The organism is Enterobacter sp. BIDMC93, assembly GCF_001037805.1.
Lineage (GTDB): Bacteria > Pseudomonadota > Gammaproteobacteria > Enterobacterales > Enterobacteriaceae > Enterobacter > Enterobacter hormaechei_C.
This window is the reverse complement of record NZ_KQ089962.1, coordinates 4,296,370-4,319,582: the sequence shown is the minus strand read 5'-3', so window position 1 is coordinate 4,319,582 and position 23,213 is coordinate 4,296,370. Positions and strand designations below refer to the sequence as shown.

The window sequence follows — 23,213 nt, the reverse complement described above, 5'->3', positions numbered from 1 at the left end:
TACCTTAATTTATCTGCCCGACTGGGGCGTTTGAGAATTTATTATGCTAATCAAATTGTTAACCAAAGTTTTTGGTAGTCGTAACGATCGTACCCTGCGCCGCATGCGCAAAGCTGTGAACGTCATCAACGGTATGGAACCGGCGATGGAGAAGCTCACTGATGATGAGCTGAAAGCGAAAACCGCGGAGTTCCGTGCGCGTCTGGAGAAAGGTGAAACCTTAGAAAGCCTGATCCCGGAAGCCTTCGCCGTTGTACGTGAGGCCAGTAAACGCGTGTTCGGCATGCGTCACTTCGACGTGCAGCTGCTGGGCGGGATGGTGCTCAACGAGCGCTGCATCGCGGAAATGCGTACCGGTGAAGGTAAAACCCTGACGGCAACGCTGCCGGCTTACCTGAATGCGCTGACGGGTAAGGGCGTTCACGTTGTTACCGTCAACGACTATCTGGCGCAGCGCGACGCAGAAAACAACCGTCCACTGTTCGAATTCCTCGGCATGACCGTGGGCATTAACATGTCCGGCCTGCCGGCACCTGCCAAGCGTGAAGCCTATAACGCAGATATCACCTACGGCACCAACAACGAATACGGCTTCGACTACCTGCGCGACAACATGGCGTTCAGCCCGGAAGAGCGCGTCCAGCGTAAACTGCACTATGCGCTGGTGGATGAGGTTGACTCCATTCTGATCGATGAAGCGCGTACCCCGCTGATCATCTCCGGCCCGGCCGAAGACAGCTCCGAGATGTACCGTAAAGTCGACAAAATCATTCCTCACCTGCTGCGTCAGGAGAAAGAAGACTCCGATACTTTCCAGGGGGAAGGTCACTTCTCCGTGGATGAAAAAGCGCGTCAGGTCAACCTGACCGAACGCGGCCTGGTGAAAATCGAAGAGTTGCTGGTGGCTGAAGGCATTATGGAAGAGGGCGAGTCTCTGTACTCCCCGAGCAACATCATGCTGATGCACCACGTAACGGCCGCACTGCGCGCGCACGCCCTTTTCACCCGCGACGTTGACTACATTGTTAAAGACGGCGAAGTCATCATCGTCGATGAACACACCGGCCGTACTATGCAGGGACGTCGCTGGTCCGATGGCCTGCACCAGGCCGTGGAAGCGAAAGAAGGCGTGGATATTCAAAACGAAAACCAGACGCTGGCATCCATCACCTTCCAGAACTACTTCCGTCTGTACGAGAAGCTGGCGGGGATGACCGGTACCGCAGATACCGAAGCGTTTGAGTTCAGCTCCATCTATAAGCTGGATACCGTGGTAGTACCTACCAACCGTCCGATGATCCGTAAGGATATGCCGGACCTGGTATACATGACTGAAGCGGAAAAAATTCAGGCGATCATTGAAGATATTCGCGAACGTACCGCGAAGGGCCAGCCGGTACTGGTGGGGACCATCTCCATCGAGAAATCCGAAGTGGTATCCAACGAGCTGACCAAAGCAGGCATCAAACACAACGTTCTGAACGCCAAGTTCCACGCTAAAGAAGCAGATATCGTTGCGCAGGCCGGTTACCCGGCTGCCGTAACCATCGCCACCAACATGGCGGGTCGTGGTACCGATATTATGCTCGGCGGTAGCTGGCAGGCCGAAGTGGCGGAGCTGGAAAACCCAACCCCAGAGCAAATCGCGCAGATCAAAGCCGACTGGCAGGTGCGTCATGACGCGGTGCTGGCATCCGGTGGTCTGCACATCATTGGTACCGAGCGTCATGAATCTCGTCGTATCGATAACCAGCTGCGCGGTCGTGCAGGTCGTCAGGGTGATGCCGGTTCTTCCCGCTTCTATCTGTCTATGGAAGATGCGCTGATGCGTATTTTCGCCTCTGACCGTGTGTCCGGCATGATGCGTAAACTGGGCATGAAACCTGGCGAAGCGATCGAGCACCCGTGGGTTACCAAAGCGATTGCCAACGCCCAGCGTAAAGTAGAAAGCCGCAACTTCGATATTCGTAAGCAGCTGCTGGAATATGATGACGTTGCCAACGACCAGCGTCGTGCGATCTACACCCAGCGTAACGAACTGCTGGACGTGTCCGACGTGAGCGAAACCATCAACAGCATTCGCGAAGATGTGTTCAAAGCCACTATCGACGCGCACATTCCGCCACAGTCTCTGGAAGAGATGTGGGATATCGAAGGTTTGCAGGAACGTCTGAAAAACGACTTCGATCTCGAACTGCCAATCAAAGAGTGGCTGGACAAAGAGCCTGAGCTGCACGAAGAGACCCTTCGCGAGCGTATCTACGAAACCGCGCTGGACGTCTACAAGCGTAAGGAAGAAGTGGTTGGCGCAGAGATGATGCGTCACTTTGAGAAAGGCGTAATGTTGCAGACCCTGGACTCCCTGTGGAAAGAGCACCTGGCGGCAATGGACTACCTGCGTCAGGGTATCCATCTGCGTGGTTATGCGCAGAAAGATCCGAAGCAGGAGTACAAGCGTGAATCCTTCTCCATGTTTGCTGCCATGCTGGAGTCGCTGAAGTATGAAGTCATCAGCACCCTGAGCAAAGTTCAGGTGCGTATGCCGGAAGAAGTGGAAGCGATGGAGCAGCAGCGTCGTGAAGAAGCTGAGCGTCTGGCACAGATGCAGCAGCTGAGCCATCAGACCGATGAAAGCGAAGCCGCAGCGGCAATCGCAGCGCAGACGGGCGATCGTAAAGTCGGTCGTAACGATCCGTGCCCATGCGGTTCCGGCAAAAAATACAAGGCGTGCCACGGCCGTCTGAGTTAAGAACATAACAAACTGAAAAGGCGCAGATATCTGCGCCTTTTTTATGGAAGTGACATGATGAAAACACTGCAAATTGCTGTCGGGATCATTCGCAACCCGCAAAATCAGATCTTCATTACCCAACGTGCCGCCGATGCGCACATGGCCAACAAATGGGAATTCCCCGGCGGAAAAATCGAATCAGGTGAAACGCCGGAGCAGGCGCTGGTGCGTGAGCTTCAGGAAGAGGTGGGGATCACCCCGCTTGGCGCAACGCTGTTCGATAAGCTGGAGTACCAGTTTCCGGATCGTCACATCACGCTGTGGTTCTGGCTGGTTGAAAACTGGGAAGGTGAGCCGTGGGGAAAAGAGGGGCAGCCGGGTAACTGGATTGAGCTTCAGGCCAGTGATGCGGAAAAATTCCCGCCTGCCAATGAGCCTGTGATCCTCCGGCTGGCCGCACAACCGTAGGCCTGCTAAGCGACGCGCCAGCAGGCTTTGAACGTTACTGCTGGTTTTCGCTCCAGTCATCGCTATCCGAGAGATCGCCTTCGCTCGGAATGCGTTTCTCTTCCGCCGCCCATTCGCCCAGGTCTATAAGCTGACAGCGCTTACAGCAGAATGGGCGAAATGGACTTACGTCTCCCCAGACGACAGTTTTCCCACAGGTTGGGCAGTTTACGGTGGTTACGTCAGACATTGGCACTCCTTAACAACAGGCCAGTTCAAAATCGAGGCGTTCCGGCACGGTGCCATGTTCACTGTCCAGCGGCATAAAGCGGATCGCGAAACGGCTTTTATGTCCGGAAATTTGCGGGTAAAGCTGCTCGCCAAGAGACAGGTTCAGGCGCAGAAGATCGGCGTCGTCGCCGTTATCCTGATAGAAACCGTTGAGACTGGTTTGTTTGCGGAACGGGGCAGAGTTACGCACAAGATCGAGGATCAGGGATAACGTCTGATTCATCGGCTCCAGGCTGCCCAGCCAGCTGTTCACCTGGCGATCGCGCTGTTCCTGCGGCATGTGCAGCCACATATGCAGCGTTGGCAGGTCAAAGCTACAGCATCCGCCCGGTATGCTCAGGCGCTGGCGCACCAGCGCAATCAGACGATCCTCTCGTAAAAACTGGCCAACGCGCGGCGCGGCCATCAGGGTCGTGCTGCTGTTTTTCAGCTGCTTGCGTAAAGCGTCAATTCGACTTTGATCCACGCCCGGTACTTCGGCCCAGGCCTGTAATTTACGCTGCTGGCGCTCCAGCTCTTTCAACAGCTCAGTGCGGACGTCGCCGCGTTCAATCACATCCAGCAGATCGCCCACGTTGCGGAAAAAATGCAGCGCCGTGGCGTGATCGTTGACAGGCAGATGTTGTGAAAGCTGTTGAATAAGAAATTCTATGCGTAGCCAGGTACGCATTTTTTCGTTAAGCGGGTGCTCAAAAAGGATATGAGTCGACATTATGGTTTTTCCTGTGCAACGGCCTGCGCGGCGAAGGTCAGATACTGCGCGTGCAGACGAGCAACATCCGATGCAATGGCATCTGGTGCGCCGTTATTATCAATAACATCATCCGCAATGGCGAGGCGCGCTTCGCGCGTGGCCTGTGCGGCAAGAATTTGTTCAGCATGCTCGCGAGAAACATGGTCACGCGCCATGGTTCTCTGGATTTGCGTTTCGCGGGAAACGTCAATCACCAGCGTTCTGTCTGCTTTATTTTGAAGCTGATTTTCCACCAGTAACGGGACCACCCACAACACATAGGGCGAAAGGGCTGCGGCAATCTGACGCTGAGTTTCCTGGTGGATAATGGGGTGGAGCAGGGCATTAAGCCAGGCTTTTTCCACTGGATCGGAAAATATGCACTCACGCAGCTGCCGACGATTCAGGGTGCCGTCAGCCTGTATCACACGGCGACCAAAATGCGCTTCGATGGCGTTTAAGGCGGGTGTATTGGGTTCTACCACCTGACGGGCAATGATATCGGCGTCGATAATCGTGATGCCGAGACGAGCAAACGCGTGCGCAACGGTGCTTTTACCACTACCGATGCCGCCGGTTAATGCGACGATATACCCCATTAAATCAGATCCTGGGAATTATTCAGTTTTAAAATCAGTTGCTTAAAATTCAAACTTACAACAGCCAATGTTTAGCTCTCTTTACCCGCTTTTTACCAGGTAAATTTATAGGATTGTAGCGTAAAAAAAGAGAATTTCGCAGTCTTGCGGAGCAGGTATTAGTGCGTATGATAGCGTCACTGGAGTTGTGCTTTTAATATATTTGCCTCTAACCCCAGGAATCCGCACATGCGTATCGAAGAAGATCTGAAGTTAGGTTTCAAAGACGTTCTTATCCGCCCTAAACGCTCTACACTGAAAAGTCGCTCAGACGTTGAACTCGAACGTCAATTCACCTTTAAGCATTCCGGTCAGACGTGGTCTGGCGTGCCGATTATCGCGGCCAACATGGACACCGTCGGAACCTTCGAGATGGCGACCGCACTGGCGCAATTCGACATCCTTACTGCGGTACACAAACACTACAGCGCTGAAGAGTGGGATGCGTTTGTCGCCTCCGCCTCGGCTGACGTGGTGAAGCATGTGATGGTCTCGACCGGTACCTCTGATGCAGATTTCGAGAAAACCAAACAGATCCTGAACGCCAATCCAGCGCTGAATTTTGTCTGCATTGACGTGGCAAATGGTTATTCCGAGCATTTCGTTCAGTTCGTCAGCAAGGCACGTGAGGCCTGGCCAACCAAAACCATCATCGCGGGCAACGTGGTGACCGGTGAAATGTGTGAAGAGCTGATCCTCTCCGGGGCCGACATTGTAAAAGTTGGCATTGGCCCGGGGTCCGTTTGCACCACGCGCGTGAAAACCGGTGTGGGTTATCCGCAGCTGTCTGCGGTAATTGAATGCGCTGACGCTGCGCACGGTCTGGGCGGCCAGATCATCAGCGACGGTGGCTGCACCATGCCAGGCGATGTCGCGAAAGCCTTCGGCGGCGGCGCGGATTTCGTGATGCTCGGCGGCATGCTGGCTGGCCACGAAGAGAGCGGCGGTACCGTGGTAGAAGAGAACGGCGAGAAATTCATGCTGTTCTACGGAATGAGCTCTGAATCCGCGATGACCCGTCACGTGGGCGGTGTCGCGAAATACCGTGCGGCGGAAGGCAAAACCGTTAAGCTGCCACTGCGTGGTCCGGTCGAAAACACGGCGCGCGATATCCTCGGCGGTCTGCGTTCTGCCTGCACCTACGTTGGTGCTTCCCGCCTGAAAGAGCTGACGAAACGCACGACGTTTATCCGCGTTCAGGAGCAGGAAAACCGCGTATTCAATAGCCTCTGACGGCTACGGCTGGCGCGCGTCCGTGCGCCAGCGTTACCCCGCGCTCATTGCATCCCCCAGATGGAAAATCGGCAAATACATTGCCACCACCAGCGTGCCAATAATCAGACCCGTCACGACCAGTAGCAAAGGCTCAAGAAGCGCCGCCAGATTGTCTGCCTGCTGAAATGTCTGTTCCGTATGGTGGCGGGCCAGATTCATCAGCATCACATCCAGTGAACCCGACACTTCTCCGGTGCGAATGAGCTGAATACACAGTGGCGTAAAAACAGAGGCCTTCTGGAAGGAGGACCACACGGGCATCCCCTGTTCGATATCGCTGCGTATCTCACGGAGTTTCTCCTGCCAGTAGCCCCTCTCAACGGTCTCCTCCACACTCTCCAGTCCTTGTAAAAAGGCAATTCCGGCCTGCTGGGTTAATGACAGCACGGTAAAAATCTGTCCCAGTTTTTGCCCGCGCGTCAGCGTGCCCATAACCGGTACGTGTAACAAAACATACTGCCAGCGTGGATGCCGCCGCAGCTTACAGGCGATGACAACCATTGCCACGAGCAGGGTCAAAAGGGTGAGGATATGCGCCTGAACCAAGGCCGCCAGCCCTATGACTGCCTGCGTGAGCAAAGGGAGCGGGGTGTTGAACGTTTTGTAGATTGCAGCAAACTCAGGCAAAACCAGCGTGACCATCGCCAGCACCACGAAAACGGCCAGCGTCAGGATGATCAGCGGATAGCGCAGCGCTTTCTTCACCTTCGCACTGAGCTGCTGCTGGGATTTTTGTTGCTGCGCAAGCTGACGGCAGCAGGCTTCGAGCTTACCCGTCAGCTCACCCGTCTTCACCATTGAGACATAAAGAGGGCTAAACACCTCTGGCCATTTCTTCATGGCCTCTGACAGGGCGCAACCTTCGCTCAGGTCATCAGCAAGACTGTGCAGCAGCGCCTGCCAGTGCTGCAAAGGATGCTGTTCCGCCAGCATGTGCAGGCTTTGGGATAGCGTGAGTCCAGCCTGTAGCAGCGTGGCGAGCTGGCGAAAAATATCGTAGCAGTGCTGCACCTGCCATCGCTGGCGCTGCTGACAGCGTTTTAGCGCCAGCGGGTGCAGTTGTTTAAGCACCAGAGCCGTGTAAGCTGCGCCACGGTCGATGGCCCAGAGGGTGCCGGTTTGCACCTCCCCCTCGGTGTTCAGGGCACGCCAGCGCCAGAGCGAATTAGCAGCCATCGGGCATTCCCAGGACGCGCAACAGCTCTTCGAGCGTGGTCAGCCCTTGCTCTACGGCCATGCAGCCATGCTCAAACAAAGAGGTCATTCCCGCCTGACGAGCGCTGGACCCAATCACCTCCGTGTTTGCTCCGCTGGCGATGGCCTGCCGCAGCGTGTCGTCGATGACGAGCACTTCAAAAATAGCTACGCGACCATAAAAACCGTGGTAGCAGCGATCGCAGCCGGTGGGTTGCCAGCGAGGAAGCGGCCGGGGCCACAGCGTGCGGGGTAATTCGGTGTGGCGGCTGGCTTCCTGTCGGCAGTACGGACATAAACGGCGCACCAGTCGCTGGGCAATCACCATCGAGAGCGCCGAAGAGATCATCCAGCGCGCGACGCCCATCTGTTGCAGCCGTACCAGCGTTTCAGTCGTCGAGTTAGTATGGAGGGTGGACAGCACCAGATGTCCGGTTTGCGCCGCCTTAATGGCAATTTCTGCCGTTTCGCCGTCACGAATTTCACCCACCATAATGATGTCAGGATCCTGCCTGAGCAGGGCACGCAGCACGCTCTGGAAGGTCAGCCCCGCACGCGGATTAATCTGCGTCTGGTTTAAGCCTGCAAGCGGGATTTCAACGGGATCTTCCACGCTGCAAATATTGACGTCAGGGGTATTTCGCGCCTGTAACGCGCTGTACAGCGTCACTGTTTTCCCGCTACCGGTCGGGCCGGTGACCAGAATCAACCCCTGAGGGCTGTTAAGCGCCCCGGCAAAACGGGCCTGCTGATCTGCGCTCATCCCCAGCTGTTCAAGCTCCAGTGCCTGCTGTACCTGGTGAAGCAGACGAAGCACGATTTTTTCTCCACCACTACAGGGAAGGGTTGCGATACGAAAAGAGACGGGGACGCTTGCCAGCTCCACCGTAAACTGGCCGTCCTGCGGCAGGCGGCGCTCCGCAATATCCAGTTGACCCAGCACCTTCAGACGTGCGGCAAGCGTCGTCCCGAGGGCGGCAGAGATCGGCAGTTGCGGGTAGAGAACACCGTCGATTCGCAAACGGATCTGGTAGCCGTGCTCCGTCGGTTCAATATGGATGTCAGAAGCCCGCTGGTTTACTGCCTGCTGCAAGGTTGTACTGAGCACGTCAGCGGCTGAGTTTGGCGCTATGCCCGGCAGGTGTGATGATGAGACGGACTGAAGCCGTTTTTCCATCCGTTCTGCCGTCCAGCACTCAATATCAATACGCTTCTGCGTGGCGAAGCGTAACGCTTCCATCAGCTCAGAGGCAGGATTACCCACCACCGCAATGCTGATCATATCGGTGTCGCTTGCGAGTAGCAGTGCGTGATGGCGCTGACAGAGCGTCATTAGCTGTTCGGTATTCATTGTCCACTCCTGTCAGTTGTTGTCGAAGCGGAAAACATCTTCACAGGCTTGTCTGAGCGCCGTGTCGGACGCAATTTTGCAGTCACGCGTCCAGCCCGTCATACCGTTACCGTCGCTCCAGATCGGTGTCATGAGCACTTCAAGTCCGTTAAGGCTTTCCTGCCCTGTTAACGATACGGCCCCCTTTGCCACGCTCATCGCTGAAACGTAACGTGTGGTTGTCGGGGAGGGGATGCCATTGGTGCCTGCGTCGCAGCTATCCACACCACCACGATCCAGGGCGCAAAGCTCAATGGCGGTGCGGTAGGGGATGAACGTTTGCAGCATATCGGTGAGCGCCGCTTTTCGCAGGTAGTTCTGATAGGCCGGAACGCCAATGGCGCTCAGGATGGCAATAATGCCAATGACCACCATTAGCTCAATCAGGGTAAATCCTTGTTGTCTGTTCATGTCTGCTCCTTACGTTAAGTGGCGCTACTGTGGCAGTGCCAGCATGCAGAAACGAGGGACAAAAGCGTGAACGTGAAGGGGCTTTCAGGGAAATGATTCAGTGTTGCAGAGAAGGACAGCGTAATTGCGAGCGGTTTCGTATTTCCCCTCTCCGGGCGGAGAGGGGAGGATAATTTATTTGAAGCGCATCGAGAGGTCGAGGGCGCGGACGTGCTTGGTCAGGGCGCCAACGGAGATGTAATCGACGCCGGTTTCAGCAAATTCGCGGATGGTGTCGAACGTCACGTTGCCGGACACCTCAAGCTGCGCCTGGCCGTTTGTGCGTTTGACCGCTTCACGCATCTGCTCCGTGTCGAAGTTATCGAGCATGATGATGTCAGCCCCCGCTTTAATGGCCTCGTTCAGCTCCTCCAGCGTTTCCACTTCCACTTCGACCGGCACATCCGGATGTAGCCAGAAGGCTTTTTCCACGGCCTGACGCACCGAGCCAGAGGCAATAATGTGGTTCTCTTTGATCAGGAAGGCATCGGATAGCCCCAGACGATGGTTGGCGCCGCCACCGCAGAGTACCGCGTATTTCAGCGCGGTGCGCAGGCCCGGCAGGGTTTTACGGGTATCCAGCAGCTGCGTGCGGGTGCCTGCCAGCAGGTCAACGTAGCGGCGTACTTCACTGGCAACGCCAGAGAGCGTTTGCACAAAATTGAGCGCGGTGCGTTCACCGGTCAGCAAGACGCGGGACGGGCCGTCCAGCTCGAACAGTGGCTGATTCGCCGTGACCGCATCACCGTCTTCAACGTGCCATGTTACCTGCACCTCGTCGCCTGCCAGCTGGGTAAAGACCTCCTCAACCCAGCGTTTTCCGCAGAAGACTCCCGCTTCGCGGGTGATGATCACCGCATGCGAGCGCGTCTCTTTTGGCAACAATTGGGCGGTAATATCGTTATCGGCGCTGACGTCGCCGCCGAGATCTTCTTTCAGGGCATGGGCAACGCTTGCCGGGATATCACTATTAATACGTTCCAGAAGCGCGTCACGTCGGTGGTCGGGGTTATAGCGGCGAGGCGGCATGATAAAACTCCAAATTGGTAACGAATCATAATATTGAAACATGCTACTCTGAACCGAGTAACAGCACCATAGATAAGGAGTTCCAGCATGTTGTTAGAAAACGGATGGCTGGTGGACGCGCGGCATGTACCGTCGCCGCACCACGACTGCCGCCCGGAGGATGAAAAGCCCACACTGCTGGTGGTTCACAATATTAGTCTCCCGCCGGGTGAGTTTGGCGGTCCGTGGATCGATGCGTTATTCACTGGAACGATAGATCCCGATGCCCACCCCTTCTTTGCTGAGATTGCGCATCTGCGCGTATCGGCGCACTGTCTGATCCGTCGTGATGGCGAAGTGGTTCAGTATGTTCCTTTTGATAAGCGTGCCTGGCATGCCGGCGTGTCGATGTATCAGGGACGCGAGCGGTGCAATGATTTCTCCATTGGAATTGAACTGGAAGGAACGGACACCGCGCCTTACACCGATGCGCAATATGAGAAACTGGTTGCTGTAACGCAAACGTTAATCGGGCGCTATCCCGCCATTGCAGACAATATTACAGGGCACAGCGACATCGCCCCCGAAAGAAAAACCGACCCCGGCCCGGCGTTTGACTGGGCCCGGTTTCACGCCATGCTTACCACGTCGTCAGATAAGGAGATAACATGACGTTGTTTACCATGCTGCTGGTTATGATCGCTGAACGCCTGTTTAAGCTCGGCGAGCACTGGCATCTGGATCATCGGCTGGAGGTGTTATTCCGCCGCATCAGGCATTTTTCCATGCTGCGCACGCTGCTGATGGCGGCAGGCGTGATGGCGATTACGTTCCTGTTGCTGCGCTCGCTTTACGGCCTCTTTTTCAACGTGCCGCTGCTGGTGGTGTGGATCCTGCTCGGCGTGCTGTGTATTGGCGCGGGCAAGGTGCGTTTGCACTATCACGCGTATCTGAAAGCCGCTTCCCGGGATGATGCCCACGCGCGCGGCGCGATGGCGAGCGAGCTGACGATGATCCACGGCGTACCGCCGGACTGCGATGAACGCGAGTTTCTGCGGGAGCTGCAAAACGCGCTGCTGTGGATCAACTTCCGTTACTACCTGGCGCCGCTGTTCTGGTTCGTGGTGGGTGGACCCTGGGGGCCGGTACTGCTGATGGGTTATGCGTTCCTGCGCGCCTGGCAGACCTGGCTTGCCCGCTATCTTACGCCGCATGAACGTCTACAGTCCGGCATTGATGCCATCCTGCACGTGCTCGACTGGCTTCCGGTGCGTCTGGTAGGCGTGGTCTATGCCCTCATCGGTCACGGTGAAAAGGCGCTGCCCGCGTGGTTTGTCTCCCTTGCAGACCGCCATACCTCGCAGTATCAGGTTTTAACCCGACTGGCACAGTTCTCGCTGGCGCGTGAGCCGCACACGGACAAAGTCGCAACGCCAAAAGCTGCCGTCTCGATGGCGAAGAAAACATCCTTTGTGGTGGTGGTGATTGTGGCGCTGCTGACGATTTACGGCACGCTGGTCTAAGCCAGCGCGCCGAAGCTGTTACGGCGTATCCGCAGGCGGGATGCCGAAGTCAGGCATCCCGTTTTCGTTCCAGCGGACGAGTTTCAGGCGAGTATGGCGATTGGGATCGTAAAGCGGATCGCCTTCAATTTCAGTGTAGTTTCGCGCGTGGTAGACCAGCATATCTTCGCCTTCCGGCGTCTGCGTAAAGCTGTTATGGCCTGGCCCATACTGACGGTTTTCGTAGCTGGTGACGAACACCGGGCGCGGGGATTTATGCCAGTTAGCCGGGTTTTGCGGATCGGCATTCAGGTCTGCCCACAGTAATCCCATGCAGTAGTTCTCGTCGGTGGCGCTGGCGGAATAGCTGATAAACAGCTTATCGCCATGGAACAGCACCGCCGGGCCTTCGTTGACCCAGAACCCACGGCACTCCCAGTCATATTCCGGTTTACTGAGCATCACCGGCTCGCCTTTCAGCGTCCACGGATTTTCCATTTCACACAGGTAAAGATTGGAGTTACCGGAAATGTCCGGGGCTTTTTGCGCCCACAGATACCAGCGTTTACCCTGATGAACAAAGGTGGTGGCATCCAGCGCGAAGGTGTCAAACGGGGTTTTGATTTGCCCTTTTTCCACCCACGTACCGGTGAGCGGATCGCGATCTGCACATTCAATGGCAAACATGCGATGCTGGAACATCCCGAGCTGATCGAGCGCCTGGGTATGCGTGGCGGCAAAATAGATGTACCACCTGCCGTCGATATGATGCAGCTCCGGTGCCCAGATCAGCTGGCTCATCGGGCCGGTGTCGGGCTTGCGCCAGACAATCACCTCTTCGGCATCGCGTAAACCTTCCAGCGAGTCCGCGCGGCGGATCGCCAGCCGATCGTACTCCGGCACGGAGGCGATAAAGTAATATTGCCCATCGTGACGCAGGATATACGGGTCGGCGCGTTGTTCAATAAACGGGTTTGGCCAGGTTTGCATTCGGCTTTCCTTATTTAGTCTCAGCGGCTTTGAGTTCCTGATAATCGTTCAGCTCGCGATAGTTGGTGCGACGCTTTTCCAGATCGGACTGGATCTGCTTCATGGTCTCACGGTCCACTTTCAGCAGACGTACTACGCCCGCGGTAATTAAGTATCCAATGCCGGGAATGACGGTAAACAGCAGCACGATCCCGTTGATGGCATCCGCGCTCTGCGCTTTTGCGCCCGCGTCGTAGCCGTACCAGGAGAGCAGGAAGCCGACCATTGCCCCGGCAATCGCCAGACCCAGCTTCAGGAAGAAGATGTTGCCGGAGAAGCTGATCCCGGTGATGCGTTTCCCGGTTTTCCATTCACCGTAGTCGTCCACGTCGGCCATCAGCGACCAGTGCAGCGGTGACGGGATCTGGTGCAGAATGTTCAGCAGGAAGTAGAGCACGACAATGGTTGTCGTCGCTTTCGGGTCGAAGAAGTAAAAGGCGCAGGAGAAAATCGCCAGCACGATGTTGGTCCAGAAGAAGACCTTCAGCTTACACCAGCGGTCGGTCAGCACTTTCGCCAGCATACTGCCGAACATCATGCCGACCACGCCCAGGCTGATAAACAGCGTGGCGAAATGGGTGCTTTGCCCCATGACCCAGGTGACGTAATACATGGTGGCCGCCATGCGGATAAAGCCAGGGCAGACGTTGCACAGCGTTAACAGCAGGATCCGCACCCACTGGTCATTCTTCCACACGTCTTTCAGGTCGTTTTTCAGTTCGTCATGAGTTTGCACCGCCGGACGCACGCGCTCGCGCACGGTGGCGAAGCAGAACAGGAACATACAGGTTCCAATCAGCGCCAGCACGGTCATTGCCATCTGGTAGCCTTTGGCTTTGTTATCCCCACCGAACCAGTCGGCCATCGGCAGGAGCGTTAGCGACAGCAGCAGCGTGGCGATACCAACCATAACAAAACGGTAGGACTGGCAGGCAACGCGCTCCTTCGGGTCGTTGGTGATCACGCCGCCGAGCGAACAGTACGGAATGTTGATGGCGGTATAGGTCAGCGACAGCAGGAAGTAGGTGACAAAGGCATAGATAACTTTGCTGTTATAGCTCCAGTCAGGCGTGGTAAACATCAGGATGCTGAACAGCGCGTAGGGGAAGGCAATCCACAGCAGCCATGGACGAAACCGGCCATATTTGCTGCGGGTACGGTCGGCAATCGCGCCCATAATTGGGTCCGTGACGGCATCAATGACGCGTACGGACAGGAGTAAAACGCCAACCAGTGCAGGAGCCAGACCAAAAATATCCGTATAAAAGTAGTTAACAAATAACATGATGGCGCCAAAGATAATGTTGCATCCGGCGTCACCCATGCCATAGCCGATCTTTTCTTTTACTGACAGTTTGTTGTTATTCATCGACAGCTCTCCGGGTTTCGGTATGGAGAGAATTATTCGCTGGCAAACGAATATATGCGTTGCAATATAAAGGCGGTGATATGGAGGATTTTGCTGTGGGCGCGAATTTGTGAGGAAGGTAACAAGACGCTGTACCCGCAACCGCGAGTACAGCGAGAAAACACTTAGTGCGCTTTCACCGTTTTGGCATTTTTCTGTTTCACCATATAGCCCACGCCGAGGATCGCAATCCAGACCGGGATCAGGTAGACGGAAATCGCCATGCCTGGGGTGATGAGCATGATGACCAGCACAGCTGCCATGAACAGCAGGCAAACCCAGTTCCCCAGCGGATAGAGCAGGGCAGGGAAGCGCGTGGTTACGCCCTGCTGGTGCTTGGCGCGGCGGAACTTGATGTGCGCGAGGCTAATCATCGCCCAGTTAATCACCAGCGCGGAAACCACCAGCGCCATCAGCAGACCGAAGGCAGATTCCGGTGCCAGGTAGTTAATCAGAACGCACAGCGCCGTCACGACCGCCGACACGATGATGGTATTAACCGGTACGCCACGCTTATCAACGGTAAGCAGCGCTTTCGGTGCGTTGCCCTGTTGCGCCAGGCCGAACAGCATACGGCTGTTGCAGTAAACGCAGCTGTTATAAACGGAGAGCGCGGCGGTCAGCACCACGACGTTGAGCGCGTTCGCCACGAAGGTGTCGCCCAGCTCGTGGAAGATGAGCACAAACGGGCTGGTATCCGCCGTCACGCGCGTCCATGGCAGCAGGGAGAGCAGGACCGCCAGGGAGCCCACATAGAAGATCAGAATACGGTAGATAACCTGGTTAGTGGCTTTCGGGATGCTCTGCTCCGGGTTGTCGGCTTCCGCGGCGGTGATGCCCACCAGCTCCAGACCGCCGAAGGAGAACATGATAATTGCCATCATCATCACCAGACCGGTCATGCCGTGCGGCAGGAACCCGCCTTGCTCCCAAAGGTTGCGCACGGTGGCCTGCGGACCGCCGTTGCCGCTGAACAGCAGCCAGCCGCCGAAGATGATCATCGCTACAACGGCAATCACTTTGATGATGGCAAACCAGAACTCCATCTCACCAAACACTTTTACGTTGGTCAGGTTAATGGCATTGATAATGACGAAGAAGGCCGCCGCAGATGCCCAGGTGGGGATCTCCGGGTACCAGAACTGAATGTATTTCCCAACGGCGGTCAGCTCGGCCATGGCAACCAGAACGTACAGAACCCAGTAGTTCCACCCCGAGGCGAAACCTGCGAAGCTGCCCCAGTATTTATAGGCGAAGTGGCTGAATGAGCCTGCGACCGGCTCCTCAACAACCATTTCACCTAACTGGCGCATAATCAGAAATGCAATAAAACCCGCAATCGCGTACCCCAGAATAATGCCCGGACCGGCCGACTGGATAACCGATGCACTGCCCAGAAACAGGCCAGTACCAATAGCACCGCCCAGGGCGATGAGCTGAATATGGCGGTTTTTAAGGCCGCGCTTTAGCTGATCGCCATGCTGTTGAGCTTCCATTTGAAACCTCGTGTGTGGTTGTTATGTTCACGCTGTGCGTGTGTAATTATGAAAGTCCATATTCTGTATTTATTTCTTTACGGTTAACGATACCGAAAAAAGCGGAGATGGCTTCCGTTAGCGCAAGAATAGTGGTAAGTGCCAGCGAATGCACCTGCTTTATGAAGGGATGAAGACGACTTGAATAAAAAGAAACCAATTGTAAATCGGTACGTTAACCCCTCATACCCCAACCTATAGAATAGAAATGCGTCAGAAGAGGGCGAATTTTCATTTTTTGCCTTGTTGAATCGCTTCAGATTGCAAAAACCCTCGTTTCATTATGGTTAAAACTGCCTCTTTGGTAGTAACCATTTCATTTGTGCAAAGTTACATTCCTGAAACGTTAGTTCTGTAAGGTTGTTAAAATGTGCCGGGTTTACTGATTTCAATCAAAACCAATATGGACAGAAGGTGAATACTTTGTTACTTTAGCGATACGAACATGAAATTGGTAAGACCAATTGACTCCGGGCAAAAAGGCGTAAGACAGGGAATATGGCCTACAGCAAAATTCGCCAACCAAAACTTTCCGATGTGATTGAGCAGCAGCTGGAGTTTTTGATTCTCGAAGGGACACTGCGCCCGGGCGAGAAACTCCCGCCAGAACGCGAGCTGGCAAAACAGTTCGACGTTTCACGCCCCTCTCTGCGTGAGGCGATTCAACGTCTCGAAGCAAAGGGCCTGTTGCTCCGTCGCCAGGGTGGCGGAACCTTTGTGCAAAACAGCCTGTGGCAGAGCTTCAGCGACCCGCTGGTAGAACTTCTCTCTGACCACCCAGAATCCCAGTTTGATCTGCTTGAGACCCGTCACGCGCTGGAAGGTATCGCGGCTTATTACGCCGCCCTTCGCAGCACTGATGAAGACCGCGTACGTATTCGCGAGCTGCATCAGGCCATTGAACGGGCACAGCAGTCCGGCGATTTAGACGCCGAGTCCAATGCCGTCGTCCAGTATCAAATTGCCGTCACCGAAGCGGCGCACAACGTGGTGCTCCTCCATCTGCTACGCTGCATGGAGCCGATGCTGGCCCAGAACGTTCGTCAGAATTTTGAATTGTTGTATGCCCGTCGGGAGATGCTCCCGCTGGTAAGCAACCATCGCACCCGAGTATTCGAGGCGATAATGGCCGGGGAACCGGAGCAGGCGCGCGAAGCGTCGCACCGCCATCTGGCTTTCATTGAGGAAATCTTGCTGGACCGCAGCCGTGAACAATCGCGTCGCGAACGTTCATTACGCCGCATACAGCAACGAAAGGATTAAGCGCCAGGTACTTTTAGAGCGCGGCAACTAAACGCAGAACCTGTCTTATTGTGTTTTCTGGCGAAAATACAATGGGACAGGTTCCAGACAAATCAACGTATTAGATAGATAAGGAATACCCCCATGTCAGAACGTCTCCAAAATGACGTGGATCCGATCGAAACTCGCGACTGGCTACAGGCGATCGAATCGGTCATCCGTGAAGAAGGTGTTGAGCGCGCTCAGTATCTGATTGATCAGCTGCTTTCAGAAGCACGCAAAGGCGGCGTGAAAGTGGCTTCAGGTGCAGGGGCTAGCAACTACGTAAACACGATTGCCGTCGAAGACGAACCGGAATACCCGGGCAATCTGGATCTGGAACGCCGTATCCGTTCTGCTATCCGCTGGAACGCCATCATGACCGTTCTGCGCGCATCCAAGAAGGACCTGGAACTGGGTGGCCACATGGCGTCCTTCCAGTCTTCTGCGACCATTTACGAAGTGTGCTTCAACCACTTCTTCCGTGCAGCTAACGAGAAAGATGGCGGCGATCTGGTGTACTTCCAGGGCCACATCTCTCCGGGCATCTATGCACGTGCCTTCCTGGAAGGTCGTCTGACTGAAGAGCAGATGAACAACTTCCGTCAGGAAGTTCACGGTAAGGGTCTGTCTTCTTACCCGCACCCTAAACTGATGCCTGAGTTCTGGCAGTTCCCGACCGTATCTATGGGTCTGGGTCCAATCGGTGCGATCTATCAGGCTAAATTCCTGAAGTACCTGGAACACCGTGGTCTGAAAGACACCTCTGAGCAGACCGTTTACGCCTTCCTGGGCGACGGTGAAATGGATGAGCCAGAATCTAAAGGCGCGATCACCATCGCGACCCGTGAGAAGCTGGACAACCTGTGCTTCATCATCAACTGTAACCTGCAACGTCTGGATGGTCCGGTAACCGGTAACGGCAAGATCATCAACGAACTGGAAGGCATCTTCGCAGGTGCTGGCTGGAACGTGATCAAAGTGATGTGGGGCGGTCGTTGGGATGAGCTGCTGCGCAAAGACACCAGCGGTAAACTGATCCAGCTGATGAACGAAACCGTTGACGGCGACTACCAGACCTTCAAATCCAAAGACGGTGCCTACGTTCGTGAGCACTTCTTCGGCAAATATCCTGAAACCGCAGCCCTGGTTGCAGACTGGACTGACGAGCAGATCTGGGCGCTGAACCGCGGTGGTCACGATCCGAAGAAAGTTTACGCTGCACTGAAAAAAGCGCGTGAAACCAAAGGTAAAGCGACTGTGATCCTGGCCCACACCATTAAAGGTTACGGCATGGGTGATACCGCAGAAGGTAAAAACATCGCTCACCAGGTTAAGAAAATGAACATGGACGGCGTGCGTTATATCCGCGACCGTTTCAACGTTCCAGTGACCGATGAGCAGGTAGAAAAACTGTCTTACATCACCTTCCCGGAAGGTTCTGAAGAGCACAAGTACCTGCACGAACGTCGTCAGGCGCTGAAAGGCTACCTGCCTGCTCGTCAGCCTAACTTCACCGAGAAGCTGGAACTGCCAGCGCTGGAAGATTTCTCTCAGCTGCTGGAAGAGCAGAACAAAGAGATCTCTACCACTATCGCTTTCGTTCGTGCCCTGAACGTGATGCTGAAGAACAAGTCGATCAAAGATCGTCTGGTTCCAATCATCGCCGACGAAGCGCGTACTTTCGGTATGGAAGGTCTGTTCCGTCAGATCGGTATCTACAGCCCGAACGGTCAGCAGTACACCCCGCAGGACCGTGAGCAGGTTGCATACTACAAAGAAGACGAGAAAGGTCAGATCCTTCAGGAAGGTATCAACGAACTGGGTGCAGGCGCATCCTGGCTGGCTGCTGCGACTTCTTACAGCACCAACAACCTGCCGATGATCCCGTTCTACATCTACTACTCCATGTTCGGGTTCCAGCGTATCGGTGACCTGTGCTGGCAGGCAGGCGACCAGCAGGCTCGCGGCTTCCTGATCGGTGGTACTTCTGGTCGTACGACCCTGAACGGTGAAGGTCTACAGCACGAAGATGGTCACAGCCACATTCAGTCTCTGACTATCCCTAACTGTATCTCTTACGACCCGTCTTACGCGTACGAAGTGGCAGTCATCATGCATGACGGCTTGCAGCGCATGTACGGTGAAGCGCAAGAGAATATTTACTACTACATCACCACCCTGAACGAAAACTACCACATGCCGGCAATGCCAGCAGGTGCCGAGGAAGGTATCCGTAAAGGTATCTACAAACTCGAAACCATCGAAGGTAGCAAAGGTAAAGTTCAGCTGCTGGGCTCCGGTTCTATCCTGCGTCACGTTCGTGAAGCAGCGCAGATCCTGGCGAAAGACTACGGTGTGGGTTCCGATGTGTACTCTGTTACCTCCTTCACTGAACTGGCGCGTGATGGCCAGGATTGTGAGCGCTGGAACATGCTGCACCCAATGGAAACCCCACGCGTTCCGTACATCGCTCAGGTGATGAACGACGCGCCAGCGGTGGCGTCTACTGACTATATGAAACTGTTCGCTGAGCAGGTTCGTACTTACGTTCCAGCTGATGATTATCGCGTACTGGGTACTGACGGCTTCGGTCGTTCTGACAGCCGCGAAAACCTGCGTCACCACTTCGAAGTTGATGCTTCCTACGTGGTAGTAGCAGCACTGGGCGAACTGGCTAAACGTGGCGAAATCGATAAGAAAGTGGTTGCAGACGCAATTACCAAATTCAACATCGATGCAGATAAAGTTAACCCGCGTCTGGCGTAAGAGGTAAAAGAATAATGGCTATCGAAATCAATGTACCGGACATCGGGGCTGATGAAGTTGAAATCACCGAGATCCTGGTCAAAGTGGGCGACAAAGTTGAAGCTGAACAGTCGCTGATCACCGTAGAAGGCGACAAAGCTTCTATGGAAGTCCCGTCTCCTCAGGCTGGCATCGTTAAAGAGATCAAAGTCTCTGTTGGCGATAAAACCGAGACCGGTAAACTGATCATGATTTTCGATTCCGCCGACGGTGCAGCAGCTGCTGCACCTGCGCAGGAAGAGAAGAAAGAAGCCGCACCTGCTGCTGCTCCAGCAGCGGCCGCGGCAGCGAAAGAAGTGAACGTGCCTGACATCGGCGGTGACGAAGTTGAAGTCACTGAAATCCTGGTGAAAGTGGGCGATACTGTTGCGGCCGAGCAGTCACTGATCACCGTAGAAGGCGACAAAGCCTCTATGGAAGTGCCGGCACCGTTCGCGGGTACCGTTAAAGAGATCAAGATCAACACCGGCGACAAAGTGTCTACAGGTTCCCTGATCATGATTTTCGAAGTGGCGGGCGCTGAAGGCGCTGCGGCTCCAGCGAAAGCGGAAGCTGCTCCGGCTCCGGCTGCTGCACCAGCGGCTGCTGGCGGCGTGAAAGACGTTAACGTACCGGACATCGGCGGTGACGAAGTTGAAGTGACCGAAGTGATGGTAAAAGTGGGCGACAAAGTTGCCGCTGAACAGTCACTGATCACCGTTGAAGGCGACAAAGCTTCTATGGAAGTGCCTGCGCCGTTCGCCGGTACCGTTAAAGAGATCAAAATCAACACCGGCGACAAAGTATCTACCGGCTCTCTGATCATGGTCTTCGAAGTGGAAGGCGCAGCACCTGCCGCCGCTCCAGCTGCCGCGGCTGCTCCGGCACCGGCTGCTGCACCGGCTCAGGCTGCTAAACCGGCTGCTGCCCCTGCTGCTAAAGCAGAAAAATCTGAGTTCGCTGAAAACGACGCTTACGTCCACGCGACTCCGCTGATTCGTCGCCTGGCGCGCGAATTCGGTGTGAACCTGGCGAAAGTGAAGGGCACTGGTCGTAAAGGCCGTATCCTGCGCGAAGACGTTCAGGCTTACGTGAAAGATGCGGTGAAACGCGCCGAAGCTGCACCTGCTGCTGCCGGTGGCGGTATCCCGGGCATGCTGCCATGGCCGAAAGTGGACTTCAGCAAGTTCGGTGAAATCGAAGAAGTGGAACTGGGCCGTATCCAGAAAATCTCGGGTGCTAACCTGAGCCGTAACTGGGTAATGATCCCGCACGTTACCCACTTCGATAAGACCGATATCACAGATTTGGAAGCGTTCCGTAAACAGCAGAACGCCGAAGCTGAGAAGCGTAAGCTGGACGTGAAGTTCACTCCAGTGGTCTTCATCATGAAAGCGGTTGCCGCTGCCCTTGAGCAGATGCCTCGCTTCAACAGCTCCCTGTCCGAAGACGGCCAGAAGCTGACGCTGAAGAAGTACATCAATATCGGTGTTGCGGTTGATACGCCAAATGGTCTGGTTGTTCCGGTCTTCAAAGACGTGAACAAGAAGAGCGTCACTGAGCTGTCCCGTGAACTGACCACCATCTCCAAAAAAGCGCGTGATGGTAAGCTGACTGCCGGCGAAATGCAGGGCGGCTGCTTCACTATCTCCAGCATCGGCGGCCTGGGTACCACCCACTTCGCGCCGATTGTGAACGCGCCGGAAGTGGCTATCCTCGGTGTGTCCAAGTCCGCGATGGAGCCGGTGTGGAATGGCAAAGAGTTCGTGCCGCGTCTGATGATGCCAATCTCTCTGTCCTTCGACCACCGCGTGATCGACGGGGCTGATGGTGCGCGTTTCATCACCATCATCAACAACATGCTGAGCGACATTCGCCGCCTGGTGATGTAATCGAAAAGCCGGCCAGTCGGCCGGCTTTTTTCTGATAATCTCATGGGGTTTTTGAGGTTATTGGTGAAAGCGATAATTCGTGAGCCGTTTGTTGTTTCAAAATTGTTAACAATTTTGTAAAATACGGGCGGATAGAACGACCCGGTGGACGACGGGTATACATTAAGAGGTCATGATGAGCACAGAAATCAAAACTCAGGTCGTAGTACTTGGGGCAGGCCCGGCAGGTTACTCCGCAGCATTTCGCGCCGCGGATTTAGGTCTGGAAACCGTCATCGTAGAACGTTACAGCACCCTCGGCGGTGTTTGTCTGAACGTCGGCTGTATCCCTTCTAAAGCGCTGCTGCACGTAGCGAAAGTTATCGAAGAAGCCAAAGCGCTGGCTGAACACGGTATCGTCTTCGGCGAGCCGAAAACCGACATCGACAAAATTCGTACCTGGAAAGAGAAAGTTATCACTCAGCTGACCGGCGGTCTGGCGGGTATGGCCAAAGGCCGTAAAGTGAAAGTGGTAAACGGTCTGGGTAAATTCACCGGTGCGAACACCCTGGAAGTGGAAGGCGAAAACGGCAAGACCGTGATTAACTTCGACAACGCGATCATCGCGGCAGGCTCTCGCCCAATCGAACTGCCATTCATTCCACATGAAGATCCACGCGTGTGGGATTCCACCGATGCGCTGGAGCTGAAAACCGTTCCTAAGCGCCTGCTGGTTATGGGCGGCGGTATCATCGGTCTGGAAATGGGTACCGTGTACCATGCGCTGGGTTCAGAGATCGACGTGGTTGAAATGTTCGACCAGGTTATCCCGGCTGCCGACAAAGACATCGTTAAAGTCTTCACCAAACGCATCAGCAAGAAATTCAACCTGATGCTGGAAACCAAAGTGACTGCCGTTGAAGCGAAAGAAGACGGTATTTACGTTTCCATGGAAGGCAAAAAAGCCCCTTCCGAACCACAGCGTTACGACGCCGTGCTGGTGGCTATCGGTCGTGTGCCGAACGGTAAAAACCTCGACGCGGGCAAAGCTGGCGTGGAAGTGGACGACCGTGGCTTCATCCGCGTTGACAAACAGCTGCGCACCAACGTGCCGCACATCTTTGCTATCGGCGATATCGTCGGTCAGCCAATGCTGGCGCACAAAGGTGTTCACGAAGGTCACGTTGCCGCTGAAGTTATCGCCGGCATGAAGCACTACTTCGATCCGAAAGTGATCCCATCTATCGCGTACACCGAGCCAGAAGTTGCATGGGTCGGTCTGACTGAGAAAGAAGCGAAAGAGAAAGGCATTAGCTATGAAACCGCCACCTTCCCGTGGGCTGCTTCTGGCCGTGCTATCGCGTCCGACTGCGCAGACGGTATGACCAAACTGATCTTCGACAAAGAGACTCACCGCGTGATCGGTGGTGCGATTGTCGGTACCAACGGCGGCGAGCTGCTGGGTGAAATCGGTCTGGCTATCGAAATGGGCTGTGACGCGGAAGACATCGCGCTGACCATCCACGCTCACCCGACTCTGCACGAGTCCGTGGGCCTGGCGGCAGAAGTGTTTGAAGGTAGCATCACCGACCTGCCAAACGCGAAAGCGAAGAAGAAATAAGTTTCTTCAGATGAAAAAAGCG

General features: G+C 55.1%; 19 protein-coding genes. 9 read left to right on the top strand and 10 right to left on the bottom strand.

The annotated features are described in order from the left end of the window. Positions 1-43: 43 nt before the first annotated feature. Positions 44-2,749 (top strand): preprotein translocase subunit SecA, encoded by a 2,706-nt coding sequence (gene secA / locus SK58_RS20200; RefSeq protein WP_015572673.1) that lies wholly within the window; start codon positions 44-46, stop codon positions 2,747-2,749. 57 nt (positions 2,750-2,806) lie between these two features. Next, positions 2,807-3,199 (top strand): 8-oxo-dGTP diphosphatase MutT, encoded by a 393-nt coding sequence (mutT, locus tag SK58_RS20195; RefSeq protein WP_026080649.1) that lies wholly within the window; start codon positions 2,807-2,809, stop codon positions 3,197-3,199. A gap of 34 nt (positions 3,200-3,233) precedes the next feature. On the opposite strand, the gene yacG is transcribed toward mutT, so the two are convergent. From yacG to coaE, 3 genes are read right to left on the bottom strand one after another with little or no spacing between them, the layout of a single operon-like run. Further along, the gene (gene yacG / locus SK58_RS20190) at positions 3,234-3,428 is read right to left on the bottom strand and encodes a DNA gyrase inhibitor YacG (RefSeq protein ID WP_015572675.1); all 195 of its coding nucleotides are present in this window, start codon (positions 3,426-3,428) and stop codon (positions 3,234-3,236) included. A gap of 9 nt (positions 3,429-3,437) precedes the next feature. Then, the gene (gene zapD, locus SK58_RS20185) at positions 3,438-4,181 is read right to left on the bottom strand and encodes a cell division protein ZapD (protein ID WP_017383779.1); all 744 of its coding nucleotides are present in this window, start codon (positions 4,179-4,181) and stop codon (positions 3,438-3,440) included. Next, positions 4,181-4,801, bottom strand: coding sequence for a dephospho-CoA kinase (gene coaE / locus SK58_RS20180; RefSeq protein WP_048220367.1), 621 nt, complete (start codon positions 4,799-4,801; stop codon positions 4,181-4,183). The genes zapD and coaE overlap by 1 nt, the downstream gene beginning before the upstream one ends. A gap of 228 nt (positions 4,802-5,029) precedes the next feature. On the opposite strand from coaE, the gene SK58_RS20175 reads away from it, so the two are divergent. Further along, positions 5,030-6,073, top strand: a complete 1,044-nt coding sequence (locus SK58_RS20175) for a GMP reductase (RefSeq protein ID WP_017383777.1) — start codon at positions 5,030-5,032, stop codon at positions 6,071-6,073. A gap of 33 nt (positions 6,074-6,106) precedes the next feature. On the opposite strand, the gene hofC is transcribed toward SK58_RS20175, so the two are convergent. From hofC to nadC, 4 genes are all read right to left on the bottom strand, one after another. Continuing rightward, positions 6,107-7,291, bottom strand: coding sequence for a protein transport protein HofC (hofC, locus tag SK58_RS20170; protein ID WP_017383776.1), 1,185 nt, complete (start codon positions 7,289-7,291; stop codon positions 6,107-6,109). Then, positions 7,281-8,660: a type II secretion system protein GspE gene (gspE, locus tag SK58_RS20165; RefSeq protein WP_047062346.1), complete on the bottom strand. Its 1,380-nt coding sequence runs from the start codon at positions 8,658-8,660 to the stop codon at positions 7,281-7,283. Before gspE ends, hofC begins: the two co-directional genes overlap by 11 nt. A 12-nt stretch (positions 8,661-8,672) precedes the next feature. Continuing rightward, complete coding sequence (gene ppdD, locus SK58_RS20160) at positions 8,673-9,110, bottom strand: prepilin peptidase-dependent pilin (protein WP_015572680.1); 438 nt, start codon at positions 9,108-9,110, stop codon at positions 8,673-8,675. A gap of 174 nt (positions 9,111-9,284) precedes the next feature. Then, positions 9,285-10,178, bottom strand: a complete 894-nt coding sequence (nadC, locus tag SK58_RS20155) for a carboxylating nicotinate-nucleotide diphosphorylase (RefSeq protein WP_045347230.1) — start codon at positions 10,176-10,178, stop codon at positions 9,285-9,287. Positions 10,179-10,265: 87 nt separating this feature from the next. On the opposite strand from nadC, the gene ampD reads away from it, so the two are divergent. Both ampD and ampE read left to right on the top strand, forming a co-directional pair. Continuing rightward, positions 10,266-10,829, top strand: a complete 564-nt coding sequence (ampD, locus tag SK58_RS20150; RefSeq protein ID WP_045337999.1) for a 1,6-anhydro-N-acetylmuramyl-L-alanine amidase AmpD — start codon at positions 10,266-10,268, stop codon at positions 10,827-10,829. Beyond that, the gene (ampE, locus tag SK58_RS20145; protein WP_003856320.1) at positions 10,826-11,680 is read left to right on the top strand and encodes a beta-lactamase regulator AmpE; all 855 of its coding nucleotides are present in this window, start codon (positions 10,826-10,828) and stop codon (positions 11,678-11,680) included. Before ampD ends, ampE begins: the two co-directional genes overlap by 4 nt. 18 nt (positions 11,681-11,698) lie before the next feature. On the opposite strand, the gene SK58_RS20140 is transcribed toward ampE, so the two are convergent. The 3 genes from SK58_RS20140 to aroP form a co-directional block, all read right to left on the bottom strand. Then, positions 11,699-12,649 carry a glycoside hydrolase family 43 protein gene (locus tag SK58_RS20140; RefSeq protein ID WP_032647256.1) on the bottom strand — a complete coding sequence of 317 codons (951 nt, stop codon included), beginning with the start codon at positions 12,647-12,649 and terminating at the stop codon, positions 11,699-11,701. A 10-nt stretch (positions 12,650-12,659) separates the two neighbouring features. Then, positions 12,660-14,057 (bottom strand): glycoside-pentoside-hexuronide (GPH):cation symporter, encoded by a 1,398-nt coding sequence (locus SK58_RS20135; RefSeq protein WP_045344466.1) that lies wholly within the window; start codon positions 14,055-14,057, stop codon positions 12,660-12,662. Positions 14,058-14,221: 164 nt separating this feature from the next. Continuing rightward, a complete protein-coding gene (aroP, locus tag SK58_RS20130; RefSeq protein ID WP_015572685.1) occupies positions 14,222-15,592 on the bottom strand; it encodes an aromatic amino acid transporter AroP in 1,371 nt (456 codons plus the stop codon). 537 nt (positions 15,593-16,129) lie between these two features. Between aroP and pdhR the strand changes: the two genes are divergently transcribed. The 4 genes from pdhR to lpdA all read left to right on the top strand — a co-directional run bounded on the left by pdhR (position 16,130) and on the right by lpdA (position 23,191). Continuing rightward, complete coding sequence (pdhR, locus tag SK58_RS20120; RefSeq protein ID WP_015572686.1) at positions 16,130-16,894, top strand: pyruvate dehydrogenase complex transcriptional repressor PdhR; 765 nt, start codon at positions 16,130-16,132, stop codon at positions 16,892-16,894. Between the two features lie 123 nt (positions 16,895-17,017). Beyond that, positions 17,018-19,681, top strand: coding sequence for a pyruvate dehydrogenase (acetyl-transferring), homodimeric type (gene aceE, locus SK58_RS20115; protein WP_003856315.1), 2,664 nt, complete (start codon positions 17,018-17,020; stop codon positions 19,679-19,681). 14 nt (positions 19,682-19,695) lie between these two features. Next, positions 19,696-21,591 (top strand): pyruvate dehydrogenase complex dihydrolipoyllysine-residue acetyltransferase, encoded by a 1,896-nt coding sequence (gene aceF / locus SK58_RS20110; protein ID WP_017694504.1) that lies wholly within the window; start codon positions 19,696-19,698, stop codon positions 21,589-21,591. Between the two features lie 175 nt (positions 21,592-21,766). After that, on the top strand, positions 21,767-23,191 hold the full coding sequence (gene lpdA, locus SK58_RS20105; protein ID WP_003856313.1) for a dihydrolipoyl dehydrogenase: 1,425 nt from the start codon (positions 21,767-21,769) through the stop codon (positions 23,189-23,191). The last annotated feature ends 22 nt before the right edge of the window (positions 23,192-23,213 follow it).

What these genes read in the sequence shown, in the direction of transcription:
- secA (WP_015572673.1), top strand. Translation starts at nt 44, where the DNA reads ATGCTAATCAAATTGTTAACCAAAGTTTTTGGTAGTCGTAACGATCGT.
- aroP (WP_015572685.1), bottom strand. Translation starts at nt 15,592, where the DNA reads ATGGAAGCTCAACAGCATGGCGATCAGCTAAAGCGCGGCCTTAAAAAC.
- SK58_RS20140 (WP_032647256.1), bottom strand. Translation starts at nt 12,649, where the DNA reads ATGCAAACCTGGCCAAACCCGTTTATTGAACAACGCGCCGACCCGTAT.
- SK58_RS20175 (WP_017383777.1), top strand. Translation starts at nt 5,030, where the DNA reads ATGCGTATCGAAGAAGATCTGAAGTTAGGTTTCAAAGACGTTCTTATC.
- gspE (WP_047062346.1), bottom strand. Translation starts at nt 8,660, where the DNA reads ATGAATACCGAACAGCTAATGACGCTCTGTCAGCGCCATCACGCACTG.
- coaE (WP_048220367.1), bottom strand. Translation starts at nt 4,801, where the DNA reads ATGGGGTATATCGTCGCATTAACCGGCGGCATCGGTAGTGGTAAAAGC.
- SK58_RS20135 (WP_045344466.1), bottom strand. Translation starts at nt 14,057, where the DNA reads ATGAATAACAACAAACTGTCAGTAAAAGAAAAGATCGGCTATGGCATG.
- ampD (WP_045337999.1), top strand. Translation starts at nt 10,266, where the DNA reads ATGTTGTTAGAAAACGGATGGCTGGTGGACGCGCGGCATGTACCGTCG.
- zapD (WP_017383779.1), bottom strand. Translation starts at nt 4,181, where the DNA reads ATGTCGACTCATATCCTTTTTGAGCACCCGCTTAACGAAAAAATGCGT.
- aceE (WP_003856315.1), top strand. Translation starts at nt 17,018, where the DNA reads ATGTCAGAACGTCTCCAAAATGACGTGGATCCGATCGAAACTCGCGAC.
- mutT (WP_026080649.1), top strand. Translation starts at nt 2,807, where the DNA reads ATGAAAACACTGCAAATTGCTGTCGGGATCATTCGCAACCCGCAAAAT.
- lpdA (WP_003856313.1), top strand. Translation starts at nt 21,767, where the DNA reads ATGAGCACAGAAATCAAAACTCAGGTCGTAGTACTTGGGGCAGGCCCG.
- aceF (WP_017694504.1), top strand. Translation starts at nt 19,696, where the DNA reads ATGGCTATCGAAATCAATGTACCGGACATCGGGGCTGATGAAGTTGAA.
- ppdD (WP_015572680.1), bottom strand. Translation starts at nt 9,110, where the DNA reads ATGAACAGACAACAAGGATTTACCCTGATTGAGCTAATGGTGGTCATT.
- ampE (WP_003856320.1), top strand. Translation starts at nt 10,826, where the DNA reads ATGACGTTGTTTACCATGCTGCTGGTTATGATCGCTGAACGCCTGTTT.
- hofC (WP_017383776.1), bottom strand. Translation starts at nt 7,291, where the DNA reads ATGGCTGCTAATTCGCTCTGGCGCTGGCGTGCCCTGAACACCGAGGGG.
- pdhR (WP_015572686.1), top strand. Translation starts at nt 16,130, where the DNA reads ATGGCCTACAGCAAAATTCGCCAACCAAAACTTTCCGATGTGATTGAG.
- nadC (WP_045347230.1), bottom strand. Translation starts at nt 10,178, where the DNA reads ATGCCGCCTCGCCGCTATAACCCCGACCACCGACGTGACGCGCTTCTG.
- yacG (WP_015572675.1), bottom strand. Translation starts at nt 3,428, where the DNA reads ATGTCTGACGTAACCACCGTAAACTGCCCAACCTGTGGGAAAACTGTC.